This is a genomic window from Actinomyces sp. oral taxon 180 str. F0310 (assembly GCF_000185285.1).
Lineage (GTDB): Bacteria > Actinomycetota > Actinomycetes > Actinomycetales > Actinomycetaceae > Pauljensenia.
In genome coordinates this window covers 903,136-921,864 of record NZ_GL622194.1, presented here as the reverse complement: position 1 = coordinate 921,864, position 18,729 = coordinate 903,136, and the positions used below count along the sequence as shown (strand labels likewise).

The window sequence follows — 18,729 nt, the reverse complement described above, 5'->3', positions numbered from 1 at the left end:
CGCACCCAGGCGGCCGAGGAGGACGGCGACCCGGTGGCGCCGATCCCGCTGACGTCGGCCGACCTCGTGGCCGACCCGCGCACCTGGCGCCCCACCATCGAGGAGGCCGAGCGTGCCGGAGGCAAGCGCGCCCGCGCCGCAAGTGCGCTCGCGCGGCCACTCGAGGTCGCCTCGCGCCTGTGGGACCTGGGAATGAACGGCAGCAACCGCCCGCAGGAACGCCTGTGGGAGCTGTGGGAGGCCGCCGGCGTCGCGGACGAGTGGCGCTCCCGAGCAATCGCGTCGGACGAGTCCTCGGGGTGGTACGACGACCAGCTGGACGCCGTCGTCGCCCTCCTGCGCGTCGCCGACGTGTGGCAGCAGCGCAACCCCGCCACAAGTGCGGCGCAATTCGCCGCCGAATTGGCCTCGGGCACGGTCCCCATCGACACAATCTCACGCGTGGGCGTGCGGCCCGCGGGCGTTGAGGTCCTCACCCCCGCCCAGGCGATGGGCCGCCACTGGGAGGTCGTCGTCCTCGCCGGCCTGCAGGACGGGGCGTGGCCAAACCTGCGGCTGCGCGACCGGATCCTGCGCGCAGACCTGCTGGCGGACGCGGGCGCGGGACGAACCAGTGTGGGGGAGGACGGCCGCGAAGAACTCATCGATTCCGTGCGGGCCGCTCGCGCCGCGGTGCTCGATGACGAGTACCGGCTCTTCGTCGCGGCCGTGACGAGGGCTCGGCGCGTCGTCCACGCCGGTGCCGTGCGCGCCGAGGACGCCGCACCCTCCGTCTTCTTCGACCTGGTGGCTCGCCTGGCGGGCACTCCCCGCGTCGGCGACCTGGTACCCGTGGATCCGGTGGACGCGCCCCTGTCACTGTCCGGACACATCGCCGACCTGCGTGCGCGCGCGGCAGCCCCCGACGACCCGGCGGACGCCGACCTGGCGGCCACCCTCCTGGCCCTGCTGGCGCGCGAGGGCATCGCCTCGGCTCAGCCTCACCGCTGGCTGGGCGCGGGCGGAACCCCCACGAGCGCCCGGGACTACCGGGGCGACATCGTGCTGTCCCCCTCGCAATTCGAACGCGCGCTGGTGTGCCCCCTCAGGTGGTTCCTCACGACGGTGGGGGCCGAAGGCACGGCCAACGCGGCGGCAAGCCTGGGAACCCTCGTGCACGCGGTCGCCGAGGAGAACCCGCACGGCACCGCGGAGGAACTGACCGAGGCCCTCGAGGCTCGCATCAACGAGCTGGGCTACAACCTGGACACGTGGGCGGGCCGCGTCGCCGATAGGCGCGCACACGCGATCGTCGACAACCTGGCCAGCTACGTCGTGGGCGTCCCTGGAGACGTCGACGTCGAAGAGACGGTGGAGGCCACGGTCGAGGGCGTGACCATCCGCGGCCGAATGGACCGCCTCGAGCACGTCGACGAGGGCGTGCGCGTCACGGACCTGAAGACCGGCAAGGGCGGCTACACGAAGGCGAGCGTGCGAGACAACCCCCAGCTCGCCGCGTACCAGATGGCCCTCATCGCCTCGGGACGATCGGTCGCGGGCGCGCGCATCGCCCTGCTCGGCGGCGCGAAGCCGCAGATCCTGGATCAGCCACCGCTGCGCGGGCAAGAACTGGAGAAGTGGCTCGATTGCGTGCGCGAGGTGGCTCTCGGCGCCCGCGGCCCCTACTTCCAGGCACGGCCCTCGCAGGAGGCCTGCCGATACTGCTCCTTCGACCGGCTGTGCCCGGCACGCGAGCGAGGCCGCAAGGTGGTGGAATGACGTGGAACAGGAGAGTGCGATGAGCGTGAGCGCCACCCAGATCCAGGCGATCGTTGACCGCTCGAAGACCCCGACGCCCGAGCAGGTGCGCGTGGTGGAATCCCCGCGCCGTCCCCTCCTGGTGGTCGCGGGCGCCGGGTCGGGCAAGACGGAGACCATGTCGATGAGGGTCCTGTGGCTCCTGGCCAATCACCCGGACCTCACGCCGGCCTCGATCCTGGGCCTGACCTTCACGCGCAAGGCGGCGGGGGAACTGGGGGACCGACTGCGGGCGCGCATCCGCCTCCTCGCGGAGGCGATGCCTCACCTGCGCGAGCGCCTGGACGCGGACCCGGTGTCCCTGACCTACAACTCCTTCGCCGAACGCATCGTCTCCGAGCACGGGATGCGCATCGGCATCGACCCCGACTTCTCGATGCTCTCCGAGGCCGGAGCGCTGGACATGATGCTTCAGATCGTCGAGGCGTGGCCAAACGACCTCGATGAGGAACTCACGCCCCTGGGCGCCGTTTCCCAGGTCCTTCATCTGGCCGGGGAGATCGCCGAGCACGGTTACACGGTCTCCAGCGCCCGGGAGGCACTCGAAGAGTTTGGCCGCGAGCTGGAACAGGTGGGCGACACGAACGAGGACGCGAGGCGGCTCCTGCGCGCCAACCGTCGTCGCATCGCCTTCCTCGGCCCCATCGAGGCCTACCAGCAGCGCAAACGGGACCTGGGATTCCTGGACTTTTCCGACCAGCTGGTCCTGGCCACGCGCATCGTCCGCGAGGCGCCGGTGGTCCGCGAGGCGCTGCGCGAGGAGTTCCGCGCCGTCCTGCTCGACGAGTTCCAGGACACGTCCGTCATCCAGATGGACCTGCTCTCCATGCTCTTTGGCGACCACGCGGTCACCGCGGTCGGCGACCCGAATCAGGCGATCTACGGGTGGCGGGGGGCCTCGGCCTCGTCCCTGGAGTCCTTCCTCGAACGCTTCTGCTCCGCCCCGGCCACGCCGGAGCAGACCCTCACCCTGTCCACCGCGTGGCGCAACGACCGGGCGATCCTGGACGCCGCGAACCGCGTGGCCGCGCCCCTGCGCGAGGTCGCCGCCTATCAGGAGGGCAAGTGTGCGCTCAACGCCCAGTCGCCCGTCCTGGTGGCGCGCGGAGGAGCGGGAGGCGGACGCGTCGAGGTCGCCTACGCCCCCGCCTACGAGGACGCGCTGGGGGTGGCCGTCGACTTCGTGCAGCGCATGCGCTCGCGGGCCGGCGAGGGCGGCAAGCGGCGCACGGTCGCCGTGCTGTGCAGGCGACGCAAGGACTTTGCCTACGTGGACGCGGCGCTGCGGGACGCGGGAATCCCCACGGAGATCGTGGGCCTGGGGGGTCTGCTCGACCAGGGGGCGGTCCAAGACGTGCGCGCCGCGCTGGAGCTGGCCCACGACGTGGGTGCGTCCCCGTGGCTGGCGCGCCTCCTGGCGGGCATCGACCTGGGGGCCGCGGACCTGATGGCGCTGGGCGATTGGGCGCGCGTCCTTGCCCGGGCGGAGGGCGCGAGCGCCCACCAGGCGGTCCTCCTCGACGCGGTGGATGCTCCCCCGCAGCCGGGCTGGTCGGCCGAGGGACGTCCGGCGATCAGCGAGGAGGCGGTGCGCCGTGTTCGTCTGCTGGGCGAGCGGCTGCGGGCCGTGCGCGAGGGGGTGGGGCGCACCGTCGTGGAACAGGTGGAACGCACGATCCGCATCATGGGAACCCTCGACGACGTCATTGCCGATCCTCTGTCGATGGGTGGGCGCGCCGCATTGGATGAGTTCATCTCGGTGGCCGCCGCCTACGAGAGGGACACGCCGGGAGCGTCGCTGGGATCATTCCTCGCCTACCTGCGCATGGCGGACGAGCGCGAGGACGGGCTCGAGGCACCCCTGGGGGAACCCGATCCGCGCGCCGTGCAGATCATGACGGTCCACGCCTCCAAGGGACTCGAGTGGGATTGCGTCGTCGTCTTCGGTTTGAGCGACGGCGTCTTCCCGTCGCACGACAAGCGCAAGACGGTGTCGTGGCTGGACGAGCCGCCGATCGACTCCGCGTGGCTGACGGATGCGAGCGCGTTGCCTCACCCGCTGCGCGGGGACCGCGCCGACCTGCCGCCCTTCGCGTTGGATGTGGAGGGCGAGGCCAAGCCTTCCGCCGCGTACTCCAAGTGGATGAAGGGACACTACGGTCGCGCCCTGGGCGTGCACGCAGAGCGCGAGGAGCGACGCCTGGCGTACGTGGCGATGACTCGGGCGCGTAGCGCCCAGCTCCTGGTGGGTTCCTGGATCTATCGGATGGGTTCGGCGACGAGGCAGCCGTCGCGCTACCTGATGGAGGCACGCGACGAGCTTTTCGGTCAGGAACCGGACCTGGTCGATGATTCGCTGACGCGCGTCGATGACCGCGGCGTGTGGGCCAGGGGGGACTGGCGAGGCCTGGGGGTCGAGTCGGTGTCCGGGGCGGGGGCGTGCCTGATCGCCCCGCAGCCCGACGACGAGGAGATCGCTCAGAGTTGCGCCGCGGCGGCCTCGGCGACCTTCCCGGAGGAACCGGGTCCCTCGCGTCGACTGGTGGCTGGTGCGGCCGCGGCCGTGGAGGCGCAGATCCGAGCCCTGGCCGGGGACCGCGACGTGTACGAGGCCCTGGCCGAGCTGGGCGACGACCCCGCGGTGAGGGACACGGTTGCCCTGATCGAGGAATATCACCTGGGGCTCGAGACCCCGGTCGTGGACCTGTGGGCCGAGAGGGTCCCCGCAACCTCCGTCTCGGCGCTCCTCCACGATGGCGAGGAGTTTGCGCGCGACATGCGTCGCCCCATGCCGTCCAGGCCCAGCTCCTTGTCCGCGCTCGGCACCGTGTTCCATGCGTGGGTGGAGCGAGAACTTCACCTGGCCTCCGCGGATCCCGCCTCCGAGGCCTTCGAGCTTGCCACCGGCGAGGACGCCGCGTTGGCGGGCGGGGACGGCGCGGACGAGGCCCTGCTGACGGAGGGGGAACGCGGCCGCCTCGACCGACTCCGCGCGAACTTCCGCGCGTTTGTCGCCACGCGCCTCGCAGGCTATCGGGCGGTCGCGATCGAGGAGGCCTTCTCCGTTCAGGTGGGCGGCGTCTCCGTCCAGGGGCGCATCGACGCCGTCTTTGAGCGAGTGGGCGAGCAGGGGCCGCGTTTCCTGGTGGTCGATTGGAAGAGCGGGGCGCCGATCACCGCGGCGACGAAGCCCGACAAGATCGCCTACTTCGTCACCCAGCTGCGCCTGTACCGGCGCGCATGGGCGGCCCGCACGGGGGTGGGCCCAGAGGAGGTGGGGGCGATGGTCGCTTTCCTCGCGGGCCCGTCGCACCACACGCTCGAGAGCCTGGAAGCCATGCTCGGGGCGGGCGCGTCGTCCCTGGATGAGGCCGTGAAGGGGGCACTGGAACAGTGAGAAAGTGAAATAAGGTGGGTGAGGTGTTCAGTAAGGAACTCAAGTTGACGGCAAGTCGTCACGCACGGCTTTCTGGATTCGTGGATTCTGAGTATAATTTGAGGATATGATCGGCATGGTTAATTATGTTTGACTTAAAATTAATTCAAGACGTCTTACTGTCAGTTCTTCTTGGGGTATTTGGTGGTGCTCTTCTGAAGACGTTCTATTCGATGGTTCGAGCTAAAGCGCCTACTTCTTATGCGTATTCCGCATCGCATCTTGAAAGGAGTGCTAAATCGTCAATCGTTGCGTATATGATTTTTCGGTTCGCTCCTGTCTACTTTGTTAGTCTTGCTGTTTGTGTTACGGCTGAACGTGTAGGGCTTTATGTGTTGCTTGCACTAATTTCGAGTACGGTGCTGTTTGTTCTTGTGTCTTCGGTGGCTTCTATCTATAATAGGTGGGCGGCTCCGGGAAAAGGGGCGCAATTTCATACAGTTTTGCAGTCGTTTAGTGGCTTGGTGACAGTTGCGATTGCATTACTTGCCTATTGCTCATATTCGTCTGTATCCTTTCTTGTTCCCGAGCCTAATGAATTCATTATCGCAATCTGGACTGCGGTGTTTGTAGCAGTCGTTGCACGGTTATTTGCTAGTGTCACGTCCGGATTTGGCGATTATTTGGATGTTGCGAAGCGTGTTGAGCTGGTCAAGAATGATATTGGGGAGGAAAAGTGGGAATGGATTCGTCGAGAGTGTCAAGAGGCTCGTGTTCCCTGGTGTGTTGTTGCTGCAATTGTCGTCGTTGAGGTGAGTGAGCGGCCGGCTTGGATGAGATGTGTTGAACGAATCTGTGCTTATCTGACTCTTCAAAGTTTCACAATGAGTTTTGGCGTCACTCAGGAAAGTTCTAAGCGTGTGTTGACGGATATGGAATCGGTGCGTATGACTATCCAGTGGGTTGCGGATAGTTTGCCTGACGATGCAAAAGAGTATCTATTATGCAAAAAAGAGTTTGAAAATCCCGCTGAGAGATCAAAATTTCATGACGGTGTTGCGAAGGCTAACTCTGCAGTTAAGGCGCTCGCTGATGCTCGTAATCCGGATGGTCGGTACGGGGAAATGGTTGGCCAGGTGTCTTGGGCTTTGTATCACTGGGTTTAGGCTGGTGTTGTTGACACTTCGTGAAGCGGGTGTGTGTGCCTGCGGCCAGTGAGGTGCCTGTGATGGGAACTCGTCGTCGTTTTACGCCGGAGTATCGTCGTGATGTTGCGACTCTGGTGTTGGATACGGGGTCTACGATCGCGTCTGTGGCTTGGGATTGAGGGCTGGGTGAATCGGTGGTGGGCCGGTGGGTCACACTCGAGCGCGAGCGACGCCAGGCCGTGCGTGAGGGCCGTCCTGATCCACGCGAGATGGAAGCTGAGATCACTGCTCTGCGTCGGCGGGTGCGTGAGCTGGAGAAGGAGAATGAGTTTTTGGGAAAAGCCAGCGGTTTCTTCGCCTCTGGGCACCAAAACACCAGCGCTTTGAACTGATGGACGCGCAGAAGGCTTCCTACTCAATCACCTTGATGGCCGAGGTTTTAGGGGTCACGCGCGCAGGCTATTACGCCTGGAAAAACCGAGCGTCCCACAGGGGCCAGCGCGCGCTGGTGCGGCGGCGTCTGGATGAAGCGGTGGCCTGGGAACACGAGGTGTCGGGCGGCACGTATGGGGCTCCCCGCATCAGCCATGCTCTGACGCGCGCGGGCGTGGATGTGGGGGTGCGGGCAGTCGCCGCATCGATGCGCCGGCAAGGCCTCACAGGCCTGAACGCGCACCCGCGCCCGGCCAAGCGCGGCGGACGGGGTCCAGTGGCCCATGAGGATCACTGCGCCCGCCAGTGGGATCAAGGCGCCCTAGACCGCGTGTGGATCACGGACTTTACCTACCTGCGCTGCGCGCAAGGCTGGGTCTACCTGTGCGCCGTGCGTGATGCGCACTCGCGTAGAGTGCTCGGATACGCCATGGGTGAGCAGCAAAACACGCGGTCTGGTCATCAGCGCGCTCGACATGGCCGCTACCACCCGTGGCAGCTTCCCCCGTGGGGTCGTGTTGCACGCTGATCGGGGAACACAGTTCACCTCCCAGAAGCTGGCCGCCAACATGCGCGCCGCGAAAGGAACCATGTCGATGGGCCAGGCCCAAGTGTGCTGGGACAACGCCATGGCCGAATCCCTTTGGGCCACCCTCACAACCGAGTACTACTACCGGCGCACCGTCACCACCCGCGACCAGGTCTACACCGGGGTCGCCACCTGGATCGAAGACTCCTACAACCACCGCCGCATCCACACCAGCCTCGGCGGCAAATCCCCCACCGAACACGAACTACACCAAGCGGTCCAGGCAACAGCCGCATAAACAAACCGTCAACAACTTGCGCACAGGTCCAGACATTGTCGAGGTCCTTGAAGACAGCGGGGGTAGAAGTCCGCTCATCATCAAGGACCTCGACCTCTACCCGCAACCCCCGCTCAACACCCGGTCACCCACACTCAACCCGGAAGAGCCACATAACGGTGGTGCTGAGCTTGTCCTTGGTGCTAACGATTACCTCTCCGCTCCCAGGAAGCCCGACGAGCAGCATGGAAGTCGGCCCGCACGGGGGTGGGTCCAGAGGAGGTGGGGGCGATGGTCGCTTTCCTGGCGGGTCCCTCCCACTTCTCGCTTGACGAGCTGGAAGACGCCCTCGGTGGTGCCGCGCCGCTGGACGAGGCGCTGCGAGGCGCACTGGGGAGGGCAGAGACGTCCCCCGGGGGAGGAGAGGCCCCCGAGTGAGTCTTGTGGGTCATGGACGATTGACAGGCCTTTTGTGGATCGGCCATCACGGCTCTCACCTGCGCGAATGGGGCGCCTGGCACGGGTGAGGGCGCGCGTTGGGCCTCCTTCAGTGCGTGACCTTCCGCTTGTTGGTCTCGGGGATACGCTGGTACAGTTGTCCTGTCAATTTCAATGACGAGAGACGGCACATATTGGACTGCCCCACGGGTGCGCTACTCGCAGGCGCCTGCGGTTCGGGCGGATCCTCGGCGGGTGGCTCCGGCGGCGACCGGGTCCACCAGATGTACACGTGGGTCTCCACGGAGAACGATCGCGCCCAGTGGCAGTCCTTCGTGGACGCCGCCAAGGAGAAGGACCCGAACTTCACCCTGACCTTCGATGGTCCGTCCTTCAACGACTACTGGACCAAGGTCAAGACGCGCATGGTGGGCTCCGACGCGCCCTGTATCCTCACCACGCAGGCCGCTCGCGCACAGGAACTTTCCGGACTTCTCGAGCCTCTCGACTCCTACATGGAAGCCGCTGGAATCCACGCCTCCGACTACAACGCTGCGATGATGCAGGGGATGACGGTGGACGGCAAGGTCCTGGCGCTGCCCTACGACGCCGAGCCGGACGTCCTGTACTACAACCGCGAGATGTTCGAAAAGGCCGGGCTGAGCGAGCCCACGACCTCCTACACGACGGAGCAGTTCCTCAAGGATGCGAAGGCTCTGACGCCCGGCGCGGCGTGCTCGTGGGACGGCTGACCCTGCGGGCGGGGGAGCGGCCGCCGTGCGACGCGCGTGGGGATTCCTTCCCCGTCGTCGTTGACGCCCCTCGGTCCTAACGCGAGGGGGTGTGGGTGCGGGCAATGCTCGCACCCACACCCTGTCCACACCAGCAGCGGCACCATCGCGACGATGGCCGTCGCGACGGGTAGCGTCAGAGCCTGAGACTCCTGTTCCGATGGGGTGATATCGCTGGGGAAAACGCCAAGGAGCTGGAAACGACAGGAGCTCGCTGTACGATGATGTCATCGATCTGTGCCCGGGAGGAGGGACGCTATGAGCGCGCGCGTGGCCGTCAGTCAGTCAGTGCTGTCGTGGGCCCTCCAGCGCTCTGAGCGTACCTACGAGGAAGCACTGACGAAGTACCCGCACCTTGGGGACTGGATGGATGGACGTATCCAGCCTACCCTTCGCGACCTTGAGAAGTTCGCGGTCTTTACCCACACGTCCCTCGGTGCGCTCATCATGCCTGAGCCTCCTGATGAGACGCTGCCCATCGCCGATATGCGTACTCGTGAGAGTGCCGTCATTGAGCGTCCCTCCGGGAACCTTCTCGACACCATCGACCGTTATCAGCAGTTCCAGGATTGGTATCATGATTACGCTCTTGAACAGGGGGCCGAGAAGCTTCCATTCTTGGGCAGCGTGAATGGGGACGCTGATCCCCGCCGTGTTGCTCGGGATGTGCGTAGTCTCCTGCAGCTTGAACTATTGGAAGCGAAGGCACCGGATCAGTGGCGTCGTCGTCTTGTGAGTGTGCTCGAAGATGCAGGCGTGTTGGTTATGATGAGCGGAATCGTTGGAGCGAATACTCAACGGCCTCTATCTACGGACGAGTTTCGTGGCTTTAGCCTTTACGATGACATTGCCCCGCTGATTTTCGTCAATCTCGCCCGAGAACCATACAGTGCTCAAAACTTCACGCTTGTTCACGAGTTTGCTCACTTGCTGCTAGGGCATAGTGCGCTTTCAGGAGGAGATAAGACGCTGGGGGGCAGTGGCGAGGAAGCATGGTGCAATCGTGTCGCCGCGTTTGTGCTGTTACCTGATGAGGCTCTGCAGGCTTTCGATACGGCTACAACCGTGCGGGACTACCGCGCAGTCGCGCATCGCTTTGGCGTGTCCGCTGAGGTAGCACTCCACAGGCTGCACGGTGCTCACCGGATCGATGAGGGGCATTACTGCGCGCTTCTAGAGGCGGTGCGCGCTGACTACGGTGGTGAGAAGCGCAGTAGTGGTGGCGGTAACTACTACAACACCCTCACCGCGCGTCTTGGGCGTTCATTTGCGACCGCGGTCATCACATCCACCTTGGAGGGGCGTACGGGATTCACGGAGAGCTTCCGTATGATCGGCACCCACAAGAGGGACGTGTTCGACAAGCTGGCGAAACACCTCCAGGTGGTGTGACCGATGTATGTCCTGGACACGAACATCTTCATTGATGCGGCGAACGCATACTATACGTTCGATCTGGCACCCGGGTACTGGGATTTCCTGGTTCAGCTCTTCGACTCTTGCCACGCCGTGAGTATCAAGTCGGTGTACGACGAACTAGACGGCGCGAGCGAGGATGATCCTCTCAAGGCATGGGCGAAGCTGAATAAGCAACACTTCGTTGCCCCCGACTCGCGCGTCGTCTCCTGCTATCAAAAGGTCTCCACGTGGGCAATGGGCAGCCATGAGCAGCGAGCCGTCAATGAGTTTCTCCGGGTCGCGGACTCCTGGATCGTCGCGCACGCACTGGCTTACGGATGGGTGGTCGTCACGCACGAAAAGTCGGCGCCGGCATCCAAGAAGCGGATCAAGATACCCGACGCGTGCAGCGAATTTGGAGTGGAGTGTCTCAATCCCTTTAAGATGCTTGAGCATGAAGGAATGAAACTCACCCTCTAGCTCTGCTTGCGCAGCATCGGTGAATCAGCTGACACGGGCGAAAGCCTACGCTGGTAGCTTCTATCACGCCAGCAGCGGCACCGTCGCCACGATCGTCGCCGCGATGGCGAGGGGGCGAAGACGCGTTGGGGAATGCGGGCGGCCAGGCGGCGCCCCGCCCACGCGCATGCCAGCACCACGGGAGCAAGCGCTCCGATGAGCGGCAGATGCTCGAGGTGCAGCAGTCCCATGCCGATGGTGACGGGGGCCTTGATGACGTTCACCGTGAAGAAGAACCACGCCGTGGTCCCTAGGAACCCGCTCTCCGAAAAACGCGAGGCCAGGCCGGGGATTGCGGTTTTGGCCAGTCCCGTCAGCGCACCGAGAATGTCGCTTCCGCACCTTTCCTGTTTCGCGCGGGAATCCGAGGAATCGCGCGACGAGGCTCACTGACCCAGTAGGGTTCCCTTGACGTAGTCGCGCGCGATGTGCGCGTACTCGAGTGGGGGAGCGATCGTCGGATCCTGCTCGGCCTCGACCAGGATCCAGCCCCGGTAGCCGTGCTCGACGAGGAAGGCGTAGGGCTCCGTGAAGTCGATCGTTCCGTCGCCGGGAACCGTGAACATGCCGGCGAGGAAGGAGTCGAGGAAGGATCGCTTGGCCGCGTGGGACTCTTCCATCTTCGCGGGGCGCACGTCCTTGAAGTGCACGTGCTTGATGCGGTCGATTGCTCCGTGCAGCAGGCCCATGACATCGCCGTCGTCCACGAATGCGTGGCCCGTGTCGAAGAGCAGCGAGACCTTGTCCGAATCGGTCAGCTCGAGCAGGCGAAGGGTCTCATCCCTGGTCTGGATGACGGTGCCCAGGTGGTGGTAGACCAGATCGAGGCCGTACTCGTGGGCGATCTCGCCGAGCTTGTTGAGGCCCTGCGCCAGGACCGGCCACTCCTCGTCCTTCAGGACGGGCTTGTTGTCGAAGATGCAGATGCCGCGGATGCCCTGCACCGAGCCGGTCTGCTCGGAGACGACGGCGCGGGTCGCCCCCAGAAACTGCAGGTACTCACAGGTGGCGCGGAAATCGGGGATGACCGCGTCGACGCCGTCGCGGACGATGAAGCTGGAGAACCACTGGGCAACGATCTTCAGGCCCGCGGCGTCGGCCTTCTCCTTCGTCTCCTCCTTCGAGGGATACCAGCCGGCAACCTCGGTGCCGGCGAAGCCGGCCTCGGCCAGATCATCGAACATGACGTCGATCGTGTTCCATTCGCCGACCTCGGGAATGTCATCATTGCGCCACGCGATGGGGTGCATGCCCCAGGTGATGCCATTGGGGTCCGAGATGGCGGTTGCGGGAGCGTAGACGTGAGTCATTGCAGCTCTCCTATGAGTCGCGGGGAAGCATCGGCCACTATGTCGGTGGCAGCTATTGTAGCAAACTATGGACAATTGTCTAGACAAATGAGTGAGTGAGGGGCAGCGTGGACGTCGTACAGCACCCGCGCCCACTCGATCAGGAGAAGTGCTTCTCCATCTCCGTTTCGATCTCCTCCAGCGACTTGCCCGAGGTCTCGGGCATGACATGGAAGAGGACGGCGGCAACCACGAGGTTGACAATGCCGTAGATGGTATAGGTCAGGCCGCCGCCCAGGCCCTCGATCATAACCGGGAAGGTCCAGCCGACGATGGCGTTGACGATCCACAGGCAGAAGATAGCGGTCCCATTCATGACCCCGCGGACGTTGTTCGGGAAGAGCTCGCCCATCATTGTCCACACGATCGTCCCATTCGAGGACTGAACAATGAGCATGAACACGGCCATGAGGCCAAGGACGGCGTAGGCTGCCCACGCCGGGGGTGTCTGCTGTGCGTTCATGTACGGCGCGATGGCGAATTGGAACACAGCCGCAATGGTCAGGAGGGACAGACCCACGCCGATGACGTCGGCGATGAGGATCTGGCGGCGACGGAACTTGAGGATCAGCCAGATACCGAGTGCGGATCCAACGACAGACATGACGCCGTTGGCGACCTGAGCGACGATCGCCGACGAGGTGTCCATGTCGGCGTACTGCAGGACCTTGGGTGCGTAGTACATGACGGTGTTAACGCCCGTGAGCTGGTTGGTCGTGCCCAGGAAGATGCCGACGATCATGAGCCTGCGTAGCCAGGGGGTTCGCCAGACGTAGCCGAAGCCTTTACGCTCACTGGAGGTCTCGGCCCGGTGGACGGCCACAATGTCCGCGAGCTCCTCCACCAGGGGCCCATCGATGGCCTCGTTGCGCACGCGCTTGAGGGTGCCGATCGCCTCGTGCAGGCGGTCCTTGGCCACGTACCAGCGCGAGGATTCGGGCATGAGACGAATGCCGATCCACAGGGCGAGGGCGGGGATGGAACACAGGATGATCATGTAGCGCCACGTGTCGCCGTTGCCGGTGGCGACGGATAGCTGGGCGAGGAACTCGTGGTACTCCGCAGTGCTGAGCGTGCCACCACGCGAGGCCTGCATGAGCGCCAGGGTATCGAACGAGATCGTGTGGCCGATGTGCTCGGCGGGAAGCAGACCCGAGGGGTCGGCGGTGACGGTCAACTCGGGTCCGCCGCGCATCGTGGCGATCAGCGCGTTGATCGAGAAGGCCAGGAGCTGACCGGTCACGATCATGAGATGGTCGACCGCGACGATCGCACCGCGGATGCGTTTGGGGGCCGTTTCGGCCAGGTATACGGGAACAGTGGCCGAGGCGCCGCCGACGGCGAAGCCGAGGACCGCGCGGAAGATGTACATCACCCACACGTTGGGGGAGATGGCGTTGCCGACCGCCCCGAAGAAGAACAGGATCGCGAGGAGCGTGATATTGTGGCGGCGTCCCCAGCGGTCGGACATCATGCCACCGAACAAGGCTCCGAACGCGGCGCCGAGCAGGAGGACGCCGGAGATGCCCCCTCTTCCAGGGGCGTCAGGCCGAGGCCTTACGCGCCAAACGGCATGTACATGTAGGGCAGGGCGCCGGAGATAACGCCCGTGTCATAGCCGAAGAGCAGTGAGCCTAGGGTGGCGACTGCTGCGATGATGAAGACGCCGCGACGCGGCCCGGACGCGGGTGTCTCGTCGACGGCGTCGTGCAGCTGAGCTGGCGTCACCGTCGCGAGCGACAGATTCTTGGCGGACATGGGTTTCCTTAACGTCGTTGTTGGAACATTGTAGTTAGCGATCGAAGGTAGCGGGAAGCGTCACGCGTGTGACGCGGTGCCATGCGCCGTCTGCCGCGGAGGCAACCACCGCCTCGTCGACTTTCGTGTCCTTCGCGATGGATGAAGAGGTGGGGTTGTTCAGGGGTGTGGACAGAGCCGGTGACGATGGAGGTGGCGGGGAACTTCGCGATAGTATTGACGTCTGATTGTTAGGATGATATATCACTACGGTGTGGAGGCTACTGGGCAAAGAGATTGGCCTCGAAGGAGTAGCGTGAAGCCCGGTAGATGTGGTCGCCGTATTCAACGATGCGGCCCGAGGGATCGTAGGTCGTGCGCTGGGTGGTGAGCAGGGCGGCACCGCGATGTTCGGACAGGAGCTTGGCCTCCTTGGTCGTGGCGCTGCGGGCGCCAATCACCTGGCGCGCCGAGGCGAGCGTGACGCCACGCTCGCGCATCAGGTCGTAAAGCGAACCCGACTCGAGTTCCTGCATCGATGGTGCGATGTCGGAGGGGATGGAGTTGGTGAGAACGGCGATGGGTTCGTCGTTGGCAAAGCGCGTGCGCTCAATGTGAACGATGAGCGTTCCCTCGTCGATGCCCAGCGTGTCGGCCTCCTGAGCGCTGGCCGGGCGCGCCTCGTAGCGCTGGATCGTCGTGTGTACCTTGTGTCCGGCCTCCACGAGGTCTCGCATGAGGGAGGAGAGCTCCATGGGGCGATGGACGTGGCGCGGGGAGACGATCGTTCCGACCCCGCGCCGACGCGTCAGGAGGCCGCGATCCACGAGTCGCTGCAACGCCTGGCGGGCGGTCGGCCGCGAGACGTGCAGGCGGGCGGCCATGGAGAGTTCGTCCTCGAGGCGAGTGTTGGCCGGGAGAGTCCCGGAGTTGATGAGCTGCGCAATGGGCTCGGAGATCTGGAAGTACAGGGGGACCGGGGAGGAGCGGTCGAGCGTGATGTCGGGGACGTAAGGGGTGTGTGCTGTGGTAGTTGACGATCGGGGCATGGTGAGACCTTCGTATCCTGACACCGGGGTTTCGGTAAATTTTATAGGGTTACATAGTATCAGCGTTGGCATCGTTCGCAGGTGCGACGCGCTGAACCTATTGTATGGACAAAGATTGACGATTGTCCGCCGATAGTGCATCCTTGGAACGTCGTGCTCGACATACCCCAACGAAGAGGAAGGAGCTGGCATGTCCCTGGATCAGCACTACGCAGACATCCTGACAATGGGGCGCTCCGGCCAAGACGGTCGATGAACACGTGTGGGTCGAGACGATTCTGGTCGACGTTCTCAACGAGCCCGGGTGCTGAAGACGTCTTCGGGCCCCTCAGTCATTGTCTCGTGGCGGCGGATCCAGAGCCTACGATCTGCTACGCCTTGGCTACAGGTGCTGTCGGTACTGTTCGTCGCAACGGCGCCCACCTCGGGAAGGGGATGCGCCGAGCCTCTGGTCAGCCTTGCGAGGACGCGTCACTACCGGCGTTGCGAGCAGCGTTCTTCTCGGACAGTAGCGTCGAGGCGATGCGCGCATACTCGCGCGCCCGCACGGGCCACGTCCACGCGTCGATGAGATCGGGTTGCGCCAGAGGCGCCGGCTCGCGCAGGTAGGAACGCAGGGAGTCGACCAGCGACTCCAGGTTCCTCTCCTCGGTGATCACCACCGGGTGCCCCTGCTCCGCCAGGAGTCTCGCCCCCGGTACCGTGAAGGTGACGACGCGGCCGCGCTCGGCGAGCGCTTCGAGCAGCGTCGTCTGGAATCCCTCGGACAGAACCGTCGGATTGACGAGGGTCGCCCCGGCGAGGCGTGAACGCACCTCCTGCGCGCTCACTCGGCCCGGCGCGCAGAGTCGGTCGGCCAGGTTGCGATCGGCGATGAGAGCACGTGCCGCCTCAAGGTCTGCGCCCGCGCCCAATAGCTCCCCGGTGACCTCGACTCCCTCCGCACTCAGGCGCGCCACGGCCTCGATGAACGTGTCCCAGCCCTTGCCGGGCACCATGCGCCCGACGAACACCAGGTGGCGGTGGCGATCCGCGATGGGATCGGGATGGGGCGACGGGGGCGTGATCGCGTTGTAGAAGACATCGGCGTGCACCCCGCCCAGCCGCGAGGCAAAGTCCGCGGCCTGCTCGGAGACCCCGAGGACGCGGTCGGCGTGTCGCAGCACGTAGCGTCCCATCGTCACGTCAACGACGCGCGAGGCCGCAGCGATCACGGGGGACGAGGCCGCGACGAAACCCGAGCCGTGCTCGGTATGAATGACCGGAAGCCCCGCCTTACGGGCGGCGCGGACCCCGACGAAGCTCATCGGGAAGAAACGCGTGTGAACACTGACGATGTCGATGTGCTCACGCGCCAGGAAACGCGCGATTCGACGGGTCGCCCCGGCGGAGGGGAAGCTAATGACGTCGGCGATGGGAAGGTGAGCGCGGTCCGTGCGAACATCGACCTGCTCCTCCGTGCGATGGCCGGGCTCATCGGAGATGGTGAGGACGAACACTCGATGCCCCAGCTGAGCCAGGGACACCGACAGGTGGTAGATGTGGGACTCTAACCCACCCAGGCGCGGGGGGTAGCTGTTCACGACGAACGCGATGCGCATAGGGAATCCTTCAGTCGGTAGTGGGCTGGGCGCCGGTGGGCGCGTTGCGGGCGGGGATCAGCATGACAAGAGCGAAGAGGAGGGCGAGCAAACCCATGGTGGCGGCATACGCCAGTGACGCGCCCATCATGGCCAGGGAGCGTGTGAGCGCTGGAGCGAGCAGGTATGCGGTGGCGCCAGCCGTCACGAAGACCGCTAGGACCGCCCGCAGGCGGCGCATCGTCGCCAGGGCGTAGTAGAGGATGACGCTGGCCGCGTTGAGTGCGCCTGCCAGGACGAGCACCATTAGCTCGCCTACGTATCCCGACACGTCCGTGCCGAACACGAGGGTCAGGAGGGGAGGGCCGATCATATAGGTGACCGCGGCGACGATGGCGAAGGCGCCGGCCGTCGTCAGGAGGCCCCTGCGCACGATCGAGAAGAACTCGCCTCGCTTCCCCTCGGTCCAGCGCAGCGCCATGCGCGTGAGCAGCGGGCGGAACACGAAGAGTGAGAGCATGTTGATCGCCACCGCGGGCATGTAGATGATCGCGAAGACACCCAGCTCCTCGTCGCCGAGCGCCGCATGAATCGCGAAGCGTGGCGCGTTCGCCAGGTACTGGTTGAGGAACGCGGCGACGAAGAGAGGCAGGCACTCCCACAGGATTCCCGCGACGCCCCGCACGTTCAGGGAGGGAAGGAGTGGGAAGACGCCCCGAGCGGGTAGCCCGTAGGCCACGATGAGGACCACGCAGGTGACTGCGAAGGTGATGAGCGTCGAGGTGAGCAAATCCTGGGTGAACCAGTACAGGCCCGACCATAGGAACGTGGTTGTAAATATGCGCGCGAAACAGGCCTTTCCCGCGATGTCAAGGCGGCCCGAGCGCTGGAACTCGGAGTAGTACACGTCTTCGAAGGCGTCGAAGATCCGCAGGAGCGCCATCGCGGCGATCACCGTAAAAGCGGGGTAGGGCTCCTTCGTCGAGGCGGTCCACGAGTGGTAAGCGATGAGGCCGACCATGACCAGACAGGTCAGCAGGCGCGTCGACAGGTAGGTGCCGAAGTCGAAGCGGCGCCGCACGTCGGTCACGTGGAAGGTGCGCACCTCGTACAGGCCCACCGTCTGATACTGCTGGCCGATCGCCAGAGCCAGCGTGAACAGCCCGTACTGGGCGCGGGCGAAGGAATCCGTGGCGCCCGAGCGCACGATCGCCACGCCCATGATGACCACGGCGAGACTCGACATCAGAGAGGCCGCCGTGTTCCACAGGTAGTCCCGGCCCAGCTGACCGCGCGACTCAAGGGCCTCCCCGGTGGCCTCGACCTGCGCGTCGCCGCTATCCGAGGGAATAGACGAGGCCGTGGTGTCCTTCTCGCTCACAGGTCGCCGCCCTCGGTCGCAGCGTCGAGGCCGGGATCGTTGGGGCCAAAAACGATGCGATACGGCTCGTGAGTGACGCGATCACTCGGGTCGGGGACGCGCATGTAGTCGCCGTATCCCCGCGTCAAGACGACGTCGTAGGCAGCGGGGATGCGCACGGTGATATCGTCGAAAGGAACTGACCGTGCGGGGAAAAGCTCGGCCTCCGAAGCGCTCCAGCGGCGCGGATCGCGCGTTGAGAAGTCGCCGTACAGCGTCGTCCCATCCGCAGCCTTGACGGGGTTGTCGCGGCCCTTGAGAGCGGCACGCAGCCAGCGGCGATACAGGGACGCCTCGTTCACGCGCAGCGCGCGCATCCCCCAGTGGGCGCAGGCCATCGCGAAGGCCGCGAGCTGACGAGCAGGCGTCGGTAGACCCGTCGGCGGGCACGGAATCGAACGAAGGAACATGAGCCTGGCCCACAGCCACGTGCCACGCAACTGTGCGCGGAAACGAGCCGGATCCTCGGCGATCTCGTCCAGGACGAACAAATCGACACCGATCGGCATGCGGAAGGGCCGATCCTTGGCCACCTTGGAGATGAACTCCGACCCCTTCAAGCCCAGCACCCCGAAGCTAATCGGGAAGTCCGAGTGAGAGGCGGGGGACGCGATGAAGAACTCATCTCGCAGGACGGCGGGGGCCTCGGCAATGAAACGCTCGTAGTCCGGGCGGGGCATGCACACGTCCCCGTCGTCGTCCCACGGGATAAAGCCCTGATGGCGTACCGCTCCGATCGCGGTACCTCCGTAGGCGACGTAACGGATATCCAGGAGTGTACAGACGCGGTCGATCTCGGCCAAGCACCGCTTGGTAACGCGCTGAATGGCTGCCAGGGTTGCGGGATCAGCTTCGCTCATGTGTGTCCGATCAACAGTGGGTGGATGGC

At 64.8% G+C, this 18,729-nt stretch carries 15 protein-coding genes and 1 pseudogene; 9 read left to right on the top strand and 7 right to left on the bottom strand.

Features of this window, described 5'->3' with window-relative positions:
• The 9 genes from HMPREF9006_RS10795 to HMPREF9006_RS03955 all read left to right on the top strand — a co-directional run.
• Positions 1 to 1,758 (top strand): PD-(D/E)XK nuclease family protein (locus HMPREF9006_RS10795; RefSeq protein WP_009212262.1); only part of this gene is annotated, 1,758 nt, incomplete at its 5' end.
• Between the two features lie 19 nt (positions 1,759 to 1,777).
• Positions 1,778 to 5,194, top strand: coding sequence for an ATP-dependent DNA helicase (locus tag HMPREF9006_RS03985; protein ID WP_009212261.1), 3,417 nt, complete (start codon positions 1,778 to 1,780; stop codon positions 5,192 to 5,194).
• A 125-nt stretch (positions 5,195 to 5,319) separates the two neighbouring features.
• Positions 5,320 to 6,339 (top strand): hypothetical protein, encoded by a 1,020-nt coding sequence (locus HMPREF9006_RS10555; RefSeq protein WP_156794388.1) that lies wholly within the window; start codon positions 5,320 to 5,322, stop codon positions 6,337 to 6,339.
• Between the two features lie 373 nt (positions 6,340 to 6,712).
• On the top strand, positions 6,713 to 7,282 hold the full coding sequence (locus HMPREF9006_RS11080) for an IS3 family transposase (RefSeq protein WP_083806941.1): 570 nt from the start codon (positions 6,713 to 6,715) through the stop codon (positions 7,280 to 7,282).
• Positions 7,188 to 7,580, top strand: coding sequence for an integrase core domain-containing protein (locus HMPREF9006_RS10275; RefSeq protein ID WP_232209824.1), 393 nt, complete (start codon positions 7,188 to 7,190; stop codon positions 7,578 to 7,580). The genes HMPREF9006_RS11080 and HMPREF9006_RS10275 overlap by 95 nt, the downstream gene beginning before the upstream one ends.
• A 270-nt stretch (positions 7,581 to 7,850) precedes the next feature.
• On the top strand, positions 7,851 to 7,997 hold the full coding sequence (locus HMPREF9006_RS10550) for a hypothetical protein (RefSeq protein WP_009212257.1): 147 nt from the start codon (positions 7,851 to 7,853) through the stop codon (positions 7,995 to 7,997).
• Positions 7,998 to 8,191: 194 nt separating this feature from the next.
• A complete protein-coding gene (locus HMPREF9006_RS03965; protein ID WP_232209823.1) occupies positions 8,192 to 8,749 on the top strand; it encodes an ABC transporter substrate-binding protein in 558 nt (185 codons plus the stop codon).
• A 297-nt stretch (positions 8,750 to 9,046) separates the two neighbouring features.
• Positions 9,047 to 10,180 carry an ImmA/IrrE family metallo-endopeptidase gene (locus HMPREF9006_RS03960; protein WP_009212255.1) on the top strand — a complete coding sequence of 378 codons (1,134 nt, stop codon included), beginning with the start codon at positions 9,047 to 9,049 and terminating at the stop codon, positions 10,178 to 10,180.
• A gap of 3 nt (positions 10,181 to 10,183) precedes the next feature.
• On the top strand, positions 10,184 to 10,666 hold the full coding sequence (locus HMPREF9006_RS03955; RefSeq protein ID WP_009212254.1) for a DUF4411 family protein: 483 nt from the start codon (positions 10,184 to 10,186) through the stop codon (positions 10,664 to 10,666).
• Here HMPREF9006_RS03955 and HMPREF9006_RS10545 read toward each other — a convergent pair.
• The 7 genes and pseudogenes from HMPREF9006_RS10545 to HMPREF9006_RS03920 form a co-directional block, all read right to left on the bottom strand.
• Complete coding sequence (locus HMPREF9006_RS10545; protein ID WP_009212253.1) at positions 10,663 to 10,929, bottom strand: hypothetical protein; 267 nt, start codon at positions 10,927 to 10,929, stop codon at positions 10,663 to 10,665. The two genes, HMPREF9006_RS03955 and HMPREF9006_RS10545, sit on opposite strands and share 4 nt — an antisense overlap.
• A gap of 162 nt (positions 10,930 to 11,091) precedes the next feature.
• Positions 11,092 to 12,015: a myo-inosose-2 dehydratase gene (gene iolE, locus HMPREF9006_RS03945; RefSeq protein WP_009212251.1), complete on the bottom strand. Its 924-nt coding sequence runs from the start codon at positions 12,013 to 12,015 to the stop codon at positions 11,092 to 11,094.
• A 139-nt stretch (positions 12,016 to 12,154) separates the two neighbouring features.
• A pseudogene (locus tag HMPREF9006_RS03940) lies at positions 12,155 to 13,812 on the bottom strand (MFS transporter).
• Positions 13,813 to 14,072: 260 nt separating this feature from the next.
• The gene (locus tag HMPREF9006_RS03935; RefSeq protein ID WP_009212248.1) at positions 14,073 to 14,840 is read right to left on the bottom strand and encodes a GntR family transcriptional regulator; all 768 of its coding nucleotides are present in this window, start codon (positions 14,838 to 14,840) and stop codon (positions 14,073 to 14,075) included.
• A 452-nt stretch (positions 14,841 to 15,292) separates the two neighbouring features.
• On the bottom strand, positions 15,293 to 16,441 hold the full coding sequence (locus tag HMPREF9006_RS03930; protein WP_009212247.1) for a glycosyltransferase family 4 protein: 1,149 nt from the start codon (positions 16,439 to 16,441) through the stop codon (positions 15,293 to 15,295).
• A gap of 10 nt (positions 16,442 to 16,451) precedes the next feature.
• Positions 16,452 to 17,801: a lipopolysaccharide biosynthesis protein gene (locus tag HMPREF9006_RS03925; protein WP_009212246.1), complete on the bottom strand. Its 1,350-nt coding sequence runs from the start codon at positions 17,799 to 17,801 to the stop codon at positions 16,452 to 16,454.
• A complete protein-coding gene (locus tag HMPREF9006_RS03920) occupies positions 17,798 to 18,700 on the bottom strand; it encodes a LicD family protein (RefSeq protein WP_009212245.1) in 903 nt (300 codons plus the stop codon). Before HMPREF9006_RS03920 ends, HMPREF9006_RS03925 begins: the two co-directional genes overlap by 4 nt.
• Positions 18,701 to 18,729: the final 29 nt, after the last annotated feature.

Excerpts from the sequence above, each read along its gene's own strand:
- iolE (WP_009212251.1), bottom strand. The coding sequence starts at position 12,015 with ATGACTCACGTCTACGCTCCCGCAACCGCCATCTCGGACCCCAATGGC.
- HMPREF9006_RS03930 (WP_009212247.1), bottom strand. The coding sequence starts at position 16,441 with ATGCGCATCGCGTTCGTCGTGAACAGCTACCCCCCGCGCCTGGGTGGG.
- HMPREF9006_RS03920 (WP_009212245.1), bottom strand. The coding sequence starts at position 18,700 with ATGAGCGAAGCTGATCCCGCAACCCTGGCAGCCATTCAGCGCGTTACC.
- HMPREF9006_RS03935 (WP_009212248.1), bottom strand. The coding sequence starts at position 14,840 with ATGCCCCGATCGTCAACTACCACAGCACACACCCCTTACGTCCCCGAC.
- HMPREF9006_RS03955 (WP_009212254.1), top strand. The coding sequence starts at position 10,184 with ATGTATGTCCTGGACACGAACATCTTCATTGATGCGGCGAACGCATAC.
- HMPREF9006_RS11080 (WP_083806941.1), top strand. The coding sequence starts at position 6,713 with ATGGACGCGCAGAAGGCTTCCTACTCAATCACCTTGATGGCCGAGGTT.
- HMPREF9006_RS10550 (WP_009212257.1), top strand. The coding sequence starts at position 7,851 with ATGGTCGCTTTCCTGGCGGGTCCCTCCCACTTCTCGCTTGACGAGCTG.
- HMPREF9006_RS03985 (WP_009212261.1), top strand. The coding sequence starts at position 1,778 with ATGAGCGTGAGCGCCACCCAGATCCAGGCGATCGTTGACCGCTCGAAG.
- HMPREF9006_RS03960 (WP_009212255.1), top strand. The coding sequence starts at position 9,047 with ATGAGCGCGCGCGTGGCCGTCAGTCAGTCAGTGCTGTCGTGGGCCCTC.
- HMPREF9006_RS10555 (WP_156794388.1), top strand. The coding sequence starts at position 5,320 with ATGTTTGACTTAAAATTAATTCAAGACGTCTTACTGTCAGTTCTTCTT.